The 13,861-nt window shown below is 40.2% G+C and carries 11 protein-coding genes and 3 tRNA genes; 13 read left to right on the top strand and 1 reads right to left on the bottom strand.

Translation table 11 applies throughout. The features are described 5' to 3' along the window. The first annotated feature begins 120 nt into the window (after nucleotides 1-120). The 10 genes from lspA (at nucleotide 121) to PTI45_RS18000 (ending at nucleotide 11,436) form a co-directional block, all read left to right on the top strand. The gene (lspA, locus tag PTI45_RS17955) at nucleotides 121-612 is read left to right on the top strand and encodes a signal peptidase II (RefSeq protein WP_069328962.1); all 492 of its coding nucleotides are present in this window, start codon (nucleotides 121-123) and stop codon (nucleotides 610-612) included. A gap of 125 nt (nucleotides 613-737) precedes the next feature. Continuing rightward, nucleotides 738-1,652, top strand: coding sequence for an RluA family pseudouridine synthase (locus PTI45_RS17960; protein WP_371748222.1), 915 nt, complete (start codon nucleotides 738-740; stop codon nucleotides 1,650-1,652). A gap of 591 nt (nucleotides 1,653-2,243) precedes the next feature. Continuing rightward, a complete protein-coding gene (pyrR, locus tag PTI45_RS17965) occupies nucleotides 2,244-2,807 on the top strand; it encodes a bifunctional pyr operon transcriptional regulator/uracil phosphoribosyltransferase PyrR (RefSeq protein ID WP_069328963.1) in 564 nt (187 codons plus the stop codon). Nucleotides 2,808-2,809: 2 nt separating this feature from the next. Beyond that, on the top strand, nucleotides 2,810-3,715 hold the full coding sequence (locus PTI45_RS17970) for an aspartate carbamoyltransferase catalytic subunit (RefSeq protein ID WP_425415582.1): 906 nt from the start codon (nucleotides 2,810-2,812) through the stop codon (nucleotides 3,713-3,715). Nucleotides 3,716-3,754: 39 nt separating this feature from the next. After that, nucleotides 3,755-5,080: a dihydroorotase gene (locus PTI45_RS17975; protein WP_069328965.1), complete on the top strand. Its 1,326-nt coding sequence runs from the start codon at nucleotides 3,755-3,757 to the stop codon at nucleotides 5,078-5,080. Nucleotides 5,081-5,153: 73 nt separating this feature from the next. After that, the gene (gene carA / locus PTI45_RS17980; RefSeq protein ID WP_069328966.1) at nucleotides 5,154-6,284 is read left to right on the top strand and encodes a glutamine-hydrolyzing carbamoyl-phosphate synthase small subunit; all 1,131 of its coding nucleotides are present in this window, start codon (nucleotides 5,154-5,156) and stop codon (nucleotides 6,282-6,284) included. 1 nt (nucleotide 6,285) lies between these two features. After that, nucleotides 6,286-9,585 carry a carbamoyl-phosphate synthase large subunit gene (gene carB, locus PTI45_RS17985; RefSeq protein WP_069328967.1) on the top strand — a complete coding sequence of 1,100 codons (3,300 nt, stop codon included), beginning with the start codon at nucleotides 6,286-6,288 and terminating at the stop codon, nucleotides 9,583-9,585. Between the two features lie 132 nt (nucleotides 9,586-9,717). After that, complete coding sequence (gene pyrF, locus PTI45_RS17990) at nucleotides 9,718-10,467, top strand: orotidine-5'-phosphate decarboxylase (RefSeq protein ID WP_069328968.1); 750 nt, start codon at nucleotides 9,718-9,720, stop codon at nucleotides 10,465-10,467. Next, entirely contained in the window at nucleotides 10,454-11,095 is a 642-nt protein-coding gene (pyrE, locus tag PTI45_RS17995; protein ID WP_069328969.1) for an orotate phosphoribosyltransferase, read from the top strand. Before pyrF ends, pyrE begins: the two co-directional genes overlap by 14 nt. A gap of 267 nt (nucleotides 11,096-11,362) precedes the next feature. Then, a tRNA-Ile gene (locus tag PTI45_RS18000) sits at nucleotides 11,363-11,436 on the top strand. Nucleotides 11,437-11,619: 183 nt separating this feature from the next. Here the strand turns inward: PTI45_RS18000 and PTI45_RS18005 are convergent. Continuing rightward, nucleotides 11,620-11,820 (bottom strand): hypothetical protein, encoded by a 201-nt coding sequence (locus tag PTI45_RS18005; RefSeq protein ID WP_069328970.1) that lies wholly within the window; start codon nucleotides 11,818-11,820, stop codon nucleotides 11,620-11,622. 291 nt (nucleotides 11,821-12,111) lie between these two features. Here PTI45_RS18005 and PTI45_RS18010 point away from each other — a divergent pair, with 291 nt between their 5' ends. From PTI45_RS18010 to PTI45_RS18020, 3 genes are all read left to right on the top strand, one after another. Further along, nucleotides 12,112-13,377: a GAF domain-containing sensor histidine kinase gene (locus tag PTI45_RS18010; RefSeq protein ID WP_069328971.1), complete on the top strand. Its 1,266-nt coding sequence runs from the start codon at nucleotides 12,112-12,114 to the stop codon at nucleotides 13,375-13,377. Nucleotides 13,378-13,529: 152 nt separating this feature from the next. After that, nucleotides 13,530-13,615, top strand: a tRNA-Leu gene (locus tag PTI45_RS18015). Between the two features lie 84 nt (nucleotides 13,616-13,699). Continuing rightward, nucleotides 13,700-13,785: transfer RNA gene (locus tag PTI45_RS18020), tRNA-Leu, on the top strand. Nucleotides 13,786-13,861: the final 76 nt, after the last annotated feature.

The raw sequence follows: 13,861 nt of genomic DNA on the forward strand, positions 1-13,861 counted from the left end.
TATTATCAGGCTTCTCAATAGACGACTGATTCTAGGCTGTGCTACAATAAACAAAGCTGTGTTTAGTGGTAGTATTGGACGAAGCACATGGATAAGATATCAATAGGGTGGAGGATTATTGTGATATATTATGTGATTGCAATTATAGCGATTATTGTAGATCAGTTAACCAAATACTGGATCGCTACTGGGATGGAACGAGGAGATCAGATTTCAGTGATCGGCAATTTCTTTTTGATTACTTCCCACCGTAATCAAGGTGCTGCTTTTGGTATTTTGCAAAATCAACGCTGGTTTTTTGTCGTTGTTACTTTAATAGTCGTTGTTGCGATTATATGGTATATCCAAAAAGTAAAATCACAACCGGATAAATTATTGCCTGTTGCTTTGTCACTTGTTTTAGGTGGAGCAATTGGTAACTTTATTGATCGTGCACGTATGGGAGAAGTCGTAGACTTTTTACAATTTAACTTCGGTAGTTATACGTTTCCGATTTTCAATGTAGCCGATTCTTGTATTGTGGTTGGGGTGGCATTGATTATTATAGACGCACTGCTGGATATGAGCCGTCAGAAGAAACAAGCTGTCGGTCATGAAGAGGAGAATGTTTAGTGAGTAAGCAAGACAAATCAGAGCTAAATGAAGTTCAAGATACACAGTCGGTAGAGCAGGATATGCCTGATCTGGAACATGCTGAAGAAATCGGTGATGATGAGACAGAAGTAAACGCTGGACAAATGATGGAATGGACAATCGATGCTGAAGATGCCAAAACTCGTATTGATAAATACATTACAGACTTATTGCCAGAAGGTTTCTCACGTTCTCAAGTACAACAATGGATCACAGATGGCTTAGTGACTGTAGATGGCAAAGTTATTAAAGCGAATCATAAATTGATAGAAAATGAACAGGTTATCGTTCAACTGCCAAGTCTATCTACTGTAGAAATCGAAGCACAAGATATTCCGCTTGAGATCGTCTATGAAGATTCAGATGTAATCGTGATTAATAAGCCTCGTGGTATGGTTGTCCATCCTGCTGTCGGTCATTCTTCCGATACACTGGTTAATGCTTTGATGTATCATTGCAAAGACTTATCAGGGATCAATGGCGAAGTGCGTCCGGGTATCGTACATCGTATTGATAAAGATACAACAGGATTATTGATGGCTGCCAAAAATGATAAAGCTCATGCTTCATTATCAGAACAGCTCAAAAATCATACGGTTACCCGCAAATATATAGCGCTTGTTCATGGTAATGTAGATCATGATCAAGGAACAATAGATGCACCGATCGGTCGTTCTCCACAGAATCGTAAAATGTTTACGGTTACGGAGAAGAACAGCAAGCATGCAGTGACCCATTTTGTAGTGACAGAGCGTTTTGGTGATTTTACATTAGTCGAACTTCGCCTTGAGACAGGACGTACACATCAAATTCGTGTGCATATGAAATTTATCGATCATCCGCTAGTGGCAGATCCGATGTATGGACGTGTAAGAGCCAAGACATCCACACTGGATGGGCAAGCATTACATGCAGCAGTACTTGGGTTTGTTCATCCTACAACAGGTGAATATTTAGAATTCCAAGCACCGATCCCTGATGATCTTGAACAAGTGTTGTTTTCACTACGTAATCGTTAAGCCATGAATAAGTCAAAGAAGTCATTCTATCACTAGAATGGCTTCTTTTTTATGTCTACATCCTATCGACAACTAATTCAATAGAACATTGTAATGGATCATCATGAATAAATAATGAATAAAAATCGATTAAAATGATATTTTTACTTATAATTGTGGATATTTATTCGTATATATTGTATAATTATGATTATTAAAACGAAGTGTGATAATCCTTTTACAACTATATAATGATTTCTTCATCATCCCACGGTAAGTTGTGCGGTTGACAGTGACTCAAGTTTCTGTCATAATTCATTTCAGATGAATAAGCACCTTTAATTCAGTCCCGTGAGACTGGCAAGGTAACGTGAACGATGTTCACTGTAGGACACCCTCTGTGTGGAGTGGTGCATACTACAGTGCGTCTGAGTATGACTGTCATGACGTGTGTCTATGACTACAGACTCCTTGCCGTTTTAGGGCAGGGAGTCTTTTTTATACCCTGTCTTAGAACGTGCAATCTAGTCAGGAAATCAAGTATGACCAGACACGCGTTATGATGTTGACCACGGGGCCCAGGGTGTACACAACCTGAGGAGGCTAACGATAATGAATACAGAGACTCGCATTATCATGGATGAGACAGCAATCCGCCGCGCACTTACACGTATTGCACATGAGATTTTGGAGAAAAATAAAGGGATTGAAGATTGTATTCTGGTCGGTATTCGTACACGTGGTATTTACCTGGCACAACGGATTGCAGAGCGTATTCAAGAAATTGAAGGCAAACCTGTTCCTTGTGGAGAGCTAGATATTACAGGATATCGTGATGACCAAGACAATGGACGTCCTACAGATATCAATAGTAGCACAATGCTTACACCAGCGAATCTAAGCATTCGCAACAAAAAAATTATTTTGTTCGATGATGTACTTTACACAGGTAGAACAATTAGAGCGGCAATGGATGCACTAATGGATTGTGGACGACCTGAAATGATTCAACTGGCTGTACTGGCAGATCGTGGACATCGTGAACTTCCGATTCGCCCGGATTACATTGGCAAAAATGTACCGACTTCTAAATTAGAAGAGATTGAAGTACGACTTAGCGAAATCGATGGTAGTGATCAAGTGAATATTATGCAACATCGTGAGGTGACTGCATGATTATGACCAACACTACAGTGAAACAACGCAGTCTACTCGGTCTCAAAGGTATGAGTCAACCGGAGTTAGTGTCTATACTTGATCGTGCTGCGTATTGGGATGCACATACAGAGAAACAAGTATCTGTTTTGCAATCACGCTTTGTCGCAAATATGTTTTTTGAAAATAGTACACGTACACGATTCTCTTTCGAAATGGCTGAGAAAAGGCTTGGTGCAGAAGTACTTAACTTTACTTCGGCAGTCTCTAGTGTTGAAAAAGGTGAATCTATCTACGACACAGTTCGCACACTTGAGAGTATGGGTATCGATGCAGGAATTATTCGCTTGAAACCTTCAGGAGTGTTGCAAGAATTAGCAGAGAAAGTAAATGTACCGCTTATTAATGCAGGCGATGGTAACAATGAGCATCCAACACAAGGATTGCTTGATCTGTATACTATGCGACAAGAGTTTGGCGAATTAAAGGGTCTGCATGTAGCAATTGTTGGAGATATTTTACACAGCCGTGTCGCTCGCTCGAATCTATGGGCATTGCAGACAATGGGTGTCAAAGTAAGCTTCTGCGCACCGAACAATATGCGTGCCGATGATATGGGAGATGTTTCTTATATCAGTATGGAAGAAGCGTTGCAAGCAGATGTAGTGATGATGTTAAGAGTGCAACTTGAACGCCATGCAGTAGGCATGCTCAAGTCAGCAGAAGAATATCGCCTACAATATGGATTGACCGAAGAAAGAGCTGCCCGGATGAAAAAGCATGCGATTATTATGCACCCGGCTCCAGTCAATCGTAATGTTGAGATCGATGATGCACTGGTGGAAAGTCCTAAATCAAAAATTTTCCCACAAATGCAAAATGGTGTACCGATTCGGATGGCTGTGATTGAAAGAGCCTTACGTAACTAAGCACTACGATGATCAACAATACAACTTCGGAGGTTAACAATGACACTTTTTATCAAAAACGCAAATGTATTGAACGGAAATAACGAACTGAAAATCAAACATATATGGATCGAAAATAATAGTATTAAACATTTATTTACAGGCGATCAAAATGCAGCAGAATTGCTTGTCCAATATGGAGCAGGTAAAGAAGTAACAGAAATTGATGCATCTGGTAAGCTAGTTACACCAGGATTAATTGATATGCATGTTCATTTACGTGAACCTGGTTTTGAACACAAAGAAACAATTGCAACCGGTACAGCATCAGCGGCAAAAGGTGGATTTACAACGATTGCTTGTATGCCTAATACACGCCCGGTAACAGATAATGCGGATACGGTGAAGCTTGTACTGGACAAAGCAGCAGAAGCAGGCAGTGTTAAAGTACTTCCTTATGCAGCGATTACTTTAAATGAGCTAGGCAGAGAATTAACAGACTTTACAGCACTCAAAGCAGCAGGGGCTATCGGATTCACCGATGATGGTGTAGGTGTACAAAATGCACAAATGATGAAAAATGCGATGGCACTTGCCGCTTCGATGGATATGCCAGTCATTGCTCACTGTGAAGATGATTCACTGGTCGTTGGAGCATCAGTTAGTGAAGGCGAATTTGCTCGTAAACATGGTCTCAAAGGGATTCCAAATGAGTCTGAAGCTATCCATGTAGGACGTGACATTTTACTGGCTGAAGCTACAGGTGTTCATTATCATGTGTGTCATGTCAGTACAGAGCAATCAATTCGCTTGATCCGCTTAGCCAAATCGATCGGTGTCAAAGTGACTGCTGAGGTATGTCCGCATCATTTGATCTTATCGGATGAAGATATTCCAGGTATGGATGCGAACTGGAAAATGAATCCACCTCTACGTACACCACGTGATGTAGAAGCTTGTATTCAAGCATTAGAGGATGGAACGATTGATATTATTGTGACAGACCATGCTCCTCATAGTGAAGAGGAAAAAGCAAAAGGAATGGAATTAGCACCTTTCGGTATCGTCGGATTCGAGACCGCATTTCCATTGTTATATACCAAATTTGTAAAAACAGGACGCTGGTCATTACAAATGCTTGTAGATCGCATGACATCTGATCCAGCTAAAGTATTCCGCTTACCAACAGGGCGCTTAGAGCAAGGGGCTCCTGCTGATCTAACCGTGATTGATCTGGAAACAGAGCAAGTGGTTGATCCAACTACATTTGCTACAAAAGGAAAAAATACACCATTTACCAACTGGACATTACAAGGTTGGCCACAGACAACGATCGTAGACGGTCAAGTCGTGTGGTCGCAGGAAGCTACGGCTTCCAAAGCATAAATATACTAAAAAATGATATAAATATTCATTTTAATATAACAAACTTTTAAGATAGATAGAGGAGTGAAACGGGATGCAGGCAAAATTGTTATTAGAAGATGGAACATTATTTACAGGCCGTAGTTTCGGAGCAGAAGGCGAAACAACTGGAGAAGTTGTATTTAATACCGGAATTACCGGTTACCAAGAGGTGCTATCTGACCCTTCATATTGTGGACAGATCGTCACGATGACGTATCCACTGATCGGCAACTATGGTATTAACCGTGATGACTTTGAATCGGTTCGTCCGTACATTAATGGATTCGTTGTTCGTAGACATGAGCCTGTACCTAGTAACTGGCGTGCTCAATACACGATTGATGAGTTGCTACGCGAACATGGCATTATCGGAATAAGTGATATTGATACACGCATGTTAACACGTCGTATCCGCCATCAAGGAACAATGCGAGGCATTTTGACAAGCGGATCATTATCAACAGAAGAATTGATGGAGCGTCTGAACAGTAGCGTATCGGCTACGAACCAAGTAAGTCACACTTCAACTTCTCATATTTATACAAGTCCAGGACCGAAAGAACGTATTGTACTGATCGATTACGGCGCAAAAACAGGGATTGTACGTGAACTGTCTCAGCGTGGTTGTGATGTTGTGGTTGTACCGCAAGATACAACAGCAGAACAGATTCGCCGTCTGCATCCAGATGGTATTCAATTATCTAACGGTCCAGGAGATCCGAAAGATGTACCGGCTGCGGTTAAAGTGATTGAAGAATTACTTGGCGAATATCCAATCTTCGGTATTTGCTTAGGACATCAATTGTTCGCTTTGGCTTGCGGAGCAGACACAGACAAATTGAAATTTGGACATCGTGGTGGTAACCATCCTGTCAAAGATTTGCAAACAGGTCGTTGCTACATTACATCGCAAAATCATGGTTATACGGTGAAAGAAGCTTCTATCGAAGGAACAGAACTTGAAGTAACTCATATCAATAACAATGATAAAACAATTGAAGGATTAAAGCATAAGACGTATCCAGCATTTTCAGTACAGTATCATCCAGAAGCAGCACCAGGGCCTTTTGATAACGGCTATCTATTCGATCAATTTCTAACGATGATTCGTGAGTATAAAGAACAACACCCTCAAAAAACGCGTCAAGCCGAAATGATGGCTGCTGTGAAAGGAGCTAACTGATATGCCCAAAAATAATGAACTCAAAAAAATACTTGTGATTGGTTCCGGACCTATTGTTATCGGTCAAGCTGCTGAATTTGACTATGCAGGTACACAAGCTTGTCAGGCACTGAAAGAAGAAGGGGTAGAGGTTGTACTCATCAACAGTAACCCTGCAACGATCATGACAGATACAAATATGGCAGATAAAGTATACATCGAGCCAATCACGCTTGAATTTGTCACTCAAATTATCCGTCAAGAACGTCCTGATGGTCTACTGCCTACACTGGGTGGACAAACAGGCTTGAATATGGCTGTAGAATTAGCACGTGCAGGTGTACTAGAAAGCGAAAATGTTAAATTACTAGGTACACAATTAGAATCGATTGAAAAAGCGGAAGATCGTGATCTGTTCCGCGACTTGATGCGCGAGTTGGATCAACCGGTTCCTGAAAGTGTTATTGTAACCACCCTTGAAGAGTCGCTAGTATTTGCAAATGAGATCGGATATCCAATCATTGTACGCCCTGCTTATACATTGGGCGGTACAGGTGGTGGTATCTGTGTTGATGAAGAAGAATTACGCGAAACGGTACAAGCTGGTATTCGTTATAGCCCGATCGGACAATGTCTGGTAGAGAAAAGTATTGCAGGTATGAAAGAAGTCGAGTATGAAGTTATGCGTGATGCTAATGATAACTGTATCGTTGTCTGCAACATGGAGAACTTTGATCCAGTAGGTGTTCATACAGGCGATAGTATCGTTGTTGCACCGAGCCAGACGCTTTCTGATCGTGAATATCAGATGTTACGCTCTGCTTCTCTCAAAATTATCCGTGCACTGAATATCGAAGGTGGATGTAACGTACAGTTCGCTCTTGATCCACAAAGTTATCAATACTATGTCATCGAAGTAAATCCACGGGTAAGTCGTTCATCTGCACTTGCTTCCAAAGCAACAGGCTATCCGATTGCGAAAATGGCAGCGAAGATCGCAATGGGATACACATTGGATGAAATCGTGAATCCTGTAACAGGACAAACGTACGCTTGCTTCGAACCAACATTAGATTATATTGTAGCTAAAATTCCACGCTGGCCTTTCGATAAATTTATCAGTGCTAACCGTAAGCTAGGTACACAGATGAAAGCAACAGGCGAAGTGATGGCAATTGGACGTACATTTGAAGAAGCGATTCACAAAGCAGTCCGTTCACTTGAAATCGGTGTTCATCGTATCCACTTAAAAGATGCAGAACATATCGAAGATAGCGTATTAGATGAACGTCTAGCCAAAGCAGATGATGAGCGTCTTTTCTTAGTCGCAGAAGCATTCCGTCGTGGTTATAGCTTAGAACAAATTCAACAACTCACCAATATTGACTGGTGGTTCTTAGATAAAATCGAACGTATTGTCGCTTATGAATCTGTAATTTCTTCAGAAGATACACTAAGCGATGATACATTATATATGGCGAAGCGTCTTGGATTTACAGATCGCTCGATTGCTGAACTACGCAATATCAATCATCCAGAAGATCCTATGAATAACGAGCATAGTATTCGTGCATATCGTAAAGAAAATAACATGATGCCTGTGTTCAAAATGGTAGATACTTGTGCAGCAGAATTTGAAGCGACTACACCGTACTACTACTCAACATTTGAGACTGAAAATGAAGTGATTCCAAGTGCGAAAGAAAAAATCGTTGTTCTAGGTTCGGGTCCGATCCGTATCGGTCAAGGGATAGAGTTCGATTATTCAACTGTACATGCTGTCTGGGCAATTCAAGAATCTGGTTATGAAGCGGTTATTATCAACAACAATCCAGAGACTGTTTCAACAGATTTCAACACTTCAGATCGACTGTACTTTGAGCCGTTATTCTTTGAAGATGTCATGAATGTTATCGAACAGGAAAATCCAATCGGGGTGATCGTACAGTTCGGTGGACAAACAGCGATTAACCTTGCAGCACCATTAAGCAAAGCAGGCGTTAAAATTCTAGGAACAAGCTTAGAAAGTATTGATGAAGCAGAAGATCGTAAAAAGTTCGAAGCTTTACTTTCTCGCTTGAATATTGCTCAACCTGAAGGTAGCACCGTGTTATCGATAGATGAAGCAGTAGAAACAGCACAGAAATTAGGCTATCCAGTCTTGGTTCGTCCTTCTTATGTACTGGGTGGACGTGCAATGGAAATTGTCTACTCTGATGAAGAGCTATTACTGTATATGGCAGAAGCAGTTAAAGTGAATCCAGAACATCCGGTATTGATTGACCGTTACATGCTAGGTAAAGAAGTTGAAGTAGATGCGATCTGTGATGGAGAAACCGTTGTTGTACCGGGAATCATGGAACATATCGAGCGTGCAGGAGTTCACTCCGGTGACTCAATCGCTGTGTACCCTCCGCAACATCTGTCTGAAGAACTGAAGCAGAAAGTAGTCGATATCACTATTCGTACAGCCAAAGAGCTTAAGACAGTCGGCTTGGTGAATATCCAATTCGTTATTTTCAAAAATGAAGTCTACGTGATTGAAGTGAATCCACGTTCTTCACGCACAGTGCCATTCTTGAGTAAAGTAACTGATATTCCGATGGCGAAAATTGCGACACAAGCAATTCTAGGCATTAAGCTTAAAGACTTGGGATATAGCGAAGGATTGTGGAAAGAAAGCGAATATATCTCGGTAAAAGTACCTGTGTTCTCTTTTGCCAAATTACGTCGTGTAGAACCTACATTAGGCCCTGAAATGAAATCAACAGGTGAAGTTATGGGACGCGATCTACTTTATGCGAAAGCTCTGTATAAAGGATTGATTGGAGCAGGTATGAAAATACCAGCCACTGGTGCTTTGATTGCTACAGTAGCAGACAAAGACAAGCCAGAAGCGGTTCGTTTGCTTAAAGGATTCTATCGTCTAGGCTACAAAATTATTGCGACAAGCGGTACAGCAAAAGCACTAGAAGAAGCAGGGATCAAAGTTACTGTTATTCATAAGCTAACAGAAGGCGTGCCGAACATTCTGGATCTTATCCGCAGTGGACAAGCACACTTCGTTGTAAATACCTTTACTAAAGGCAAAACACCTGCTCGTGACGGATTCCGTATCCGCCGTGAAGCGGTTGAAAATGGTGTGGTATGTATGACCTCACTGGATACTGTTGAAGCACTACTCACGATGCTAGATACGATCAACTTCTCTTCTTACGCGATGCCGTCATTGACTAACACTGTACATGCAGGCAAAAAAGATGAAGTCATTAACAATGTTGTTGTTGGTCAATTAGAAGATCAAGAAACGATTTTAAGCTAATACCAGCGACCCCGATCACACAATTAAAGTACGGCGGATCATTCTCGTGTCCGCCGTCATTTGTGTGCATATAATTGAACTTTAGGTACGGATCTGAAATAAAGAATTCGATCATCAAGGAGGTATAGCCAGTTGACACATTCCATATCTCAAGCAATTGCGAAGCGTTTGATTGTAGCGCTCGATTATCCTAATGTAGAAGAAGCACGAGTATTGATCGAACATCTTCAAGGCATTCCATGTACGATCAAAGTAGGGATGCAATTATTTTATAGTGCAGGTCCTGATTTTGTACGTGAACTCAAAGCAAAAGGATATTCTGTATTTCTGGATTTGAAAATGCATGATATTCCGAATACTGTTAAAGGTGGAGCAAACAGCATCACCAGACTGGGCGTAGATATATTTAATGTGCATGCAGCAGGTGGTGTACAGATGATGAAAGCAGCAGTAGAAGGTATGGAATCTGCGTTAGCTACAGATTCTAACTTAGCACGCCCTTTACTGATCGCTGTGACCCAGTTAACCAGTACATCCCAGCAAGTGATGAATCAAGAAATTGGTATTCAAGGAACGGTAGAAGAAGCTGTGGTTCATTATGCACGCTTAGCACAGCAAAGTGGATTAGGTGGGGTAGTATGCTCTCCATTAGAAGTGTCTATGATTCAACAAGCATGTGGGACATCATTTGCTACAGTCACGCCAGGTGTGCGTCCAGCAGGCAGTGATCTAGGTGATCAGAAGCGTATATTGACACCAGGAGAAGCGATAGCAGGCGGTAGTCATTACTTGGTAGTCGGTCGTCCGATTACAGGAGCAAATGATCCTAGAGAAGCTACACAACAGATTATAGAGGAGATGAGTGTACATGTTAACAATTGAAGAGATTCCAGCACACATTGCATCTGCATTATTACAGATTGAAGCGGTCGCTTTAAGTCCACAGGAGCCTTTTACATGGACATCAGGCATCCAATCACCTATCTATTGTGATAATCGTCTGACGATGTCATATCCATACATACGCGATCAGATTGCAGATGCGTTTGCTATGATCATTCGTGAACAATATCCAGATACTGAAGTGATTGCAGGAACAGCTACAGCAGGTATTCCTCATGCAGCATGGGTAGCACAGAAGTTAGATTTGCCGATGGCTTATATTCGGGACAAAGCCAAAGGACATGGCAAACACAATCAGATCGAAGGGTTAATTCAATCAGGTCAGAAAGTGATTGTTATCGAAGATTTGATTTCAACAGGAGGTAGTTCAATTAAAGCTGCTGAAGCAGTGCGCGAAGCAGGAGCAGATCCATTAGCAGTACTGGCTATCTTTAGTTACCAGTTGGATAAAGCTACACATGCTTTTGCAGAAGCGAATCTTCCATTACAAACGCTTTCCAACTATACAGCCTTGATCGACAAAGCGGTAGAATTAGGCAAAATTCCAGCAGAAGATTTAGAATTGCTACGTTCATGGCGTGAAAATCCATCTGCTTTTGGTAAATAAGCTATTCTTAATCAATAGGTAACTCAATGCTAAATATAATTCATTAATGAATTGATGAGTATCAGGGTATACATCATGGTGTATGCCCTGATCTTTAATACACATGCTACATATTTTGTAAAATAAGAACGTGATAATGATAAGGTATATGACATGGATGTATACAGTATCCAGAAAATTTACTTGACGTGAAATGGTGAAATACGGTATATTAATTGAGTCGCTGTTTATATTACTTTCCAATAGAAATCGTTCTTTTGGAGATGCGGGCCTATAGCTCAGTTGGTTAGAGCTACCGGCTCATAACCGGTTGGTCGGGGGTTCGAGTCCCTCTGGGCCCATTAGAAAAAGACCCTTACATCTGTAAGGGTCTTTTTGTATAAGTAGCTATATTTACCGTTTTCTGCGTCGCATAAACAGCATCACTAAAAGTACAACAATAACAACAATTAGAATAAATTTCATAGCGTATAACCTCCAAGCTTTATCACTGACCAAGTAGTTCAAAAGAATCAGAATTATTTTTATTTATGATCAGAATGATCAGTAGAAGAATCTTTTTTGGAATCTTTACTGAAATCTTCTTTCACTTTATCTACAGATTCACTCACTGCTTCCTTAAGCAAATTTTCTGCAGAATGATCTTTATTAGAATCTGGATCTGGTATAGGATCTACACCTGCGCCGCGTTCCTCATGGTTTTTATACTCATCTGGTTTACTCATTAGAAGTCACCCTTTCGTCTATCTTGCTATTTTCGACATAACAGATATGCAATATGTTCTCACATCAATATAAAGGCTATGTTATCGAAATAAACCATTGTAGAGCAAGATGAATCACATCTTTAGATTCTCTCTATCTTTATATGTTTATTAAAACATATGTCTTATGCTAAAAAAGTACAAAAATTCACAATACTTTATTTAAAATTTAATATATAATAAACTTAAGTATAAATTGGGTATATAGAACTATACTTGCAATTTTCTTAATGAAAGATGGTGAAGTTCACAATGAATACCTCTTCAATCAATACCATTTTATATCAAAATGTGGGCGAGGCAGCAGACCACATTATTAAAATAATCGGTGGACTTATCCATATCAATACTATTTTTATTGCCAGTAATGATGGCTTAAACAATGTCATTATGAGAGCTTATAATCGTGATGAACAATTAGTAGAGCAGGGTAGTGTACTTCCTTTAGAATTAAGTTATTGCAGTCTTGTGATCAATAATGAGAATAAGACGATGCCTTTAATTATCGAAAATACCAATGAAGACGAATTGACACGCAATATGGAAGTAACAAGTTCTATTGGTGGAGGTTCTTTTATAGGATTACCGGTACGTTTGCGAGATGGTAGTATTTATGGAACGATCTGTGCGCTAGACCGTGATACGTATAAATTTAGTGAAGCAGATATCCAAACGTTAGAAACGATGACTATTTTCTTGGCATACGTCGTAGAGTTGGAACGAATAGTTACAGATCTAAAGCACAAAGAAATAGAACTTGAGCAAGCACGCCTCAAAGCAGAAAAGTCTGCACAAGTTAATCGTAATCTTCTAGCGATCATGGGGCATGAAATTCGTACACCAATGACAAATATTGTAGGCGTAGCGGATCTGATGATGGACTCGGAAATCGATCCACAACAACAGGTCTATATGGATATTATTGAGTCCAGTAATCAATCGATGCTGACATTAGTAGAAGACATTTTAAGCTTTAGTCATATGGAAGAAGGAGCAACAGAGATTGATCAAGAACCTTTTGATCTGATGCATACCATTCATGAAGTGGTTACGTTACTAGAGACCCCTTTAGAAGAGAATCCTATTATTGTAAAAGTCGATACGGCTGAGAATATATTGCCGTTAATCTATGGTGATGCTTTACGACTAAGACAAACATTGATTAATACACTTAATGCTTTACGTTACAACTCTGTGGGACAATTAACATTATCTATCTCTACTGTGATTCATGCTTTAGATAACAGTGTATTTTTGGATGTTTCTATTCATAATTCGCGCATGATTATGGATAACAAAACATTAGAGCAATTATTTGATTCGCTTAATGAAGTTAACGATATGTCATGGTATCAGCAGTACGGTAGTATAGGGCTTAACCTTGCAATAAGTAGAAAATTGATCCATTTACTCAAAGGTGAATTTGAAATCAATAGTGGAGAGCAAGGCACTTCGATTCGCTTTAACTTACGATTATCTCAATTTATTTCTTTGGAAAATATAGATATTGTCTCTTGAAAATCGACGATTTGATCAGCTAAAAATAAAATCCAATCTAAAGTGTTGACAGTTATATATTTAGCATGGTATGATCTTAAATGTTGGCGAAACAATCACTGCTAGTGATTGAGGCAATGAGTATGAAGGTGAATTTATTCATCTCATCATTTGCCGGGGTGGCGGAACTGGCAGACGCACAGGACTTAAAATCCTGCGGTAGGTGACTACCGTACCGGTTCGATTCCGGTCCTCGGCATACTTATATTTTTGATATAAGTAAAAGCTATACACGTAGTACATAAAGAAGAGCAGCACATGTATAACCCTTAAGGGTTAATGTGCCGGGGTGGCGGAACTGGCAGACGCACAGGACTTAAAATCCTGCGGTAGGTGACTACCGTACCGGTTCGATTCCGGTTCTCGGCATTATGAGATGTACAGATAAAAGAGCGCTTCACCGTTGTATAACGGTAGAAGCGCTCTTTTTGTTTTATAGACATAA

The sequence above is a fragment of the Paenibacillus nuruki genome (genome assembly GCF_001721045.1).
Lineage (GTDB): Bacteria > Bacillota > Bacilli > Paenibacillales > Paenibacillaceae > Saccharibacillus > Saccharibacillus nuruki.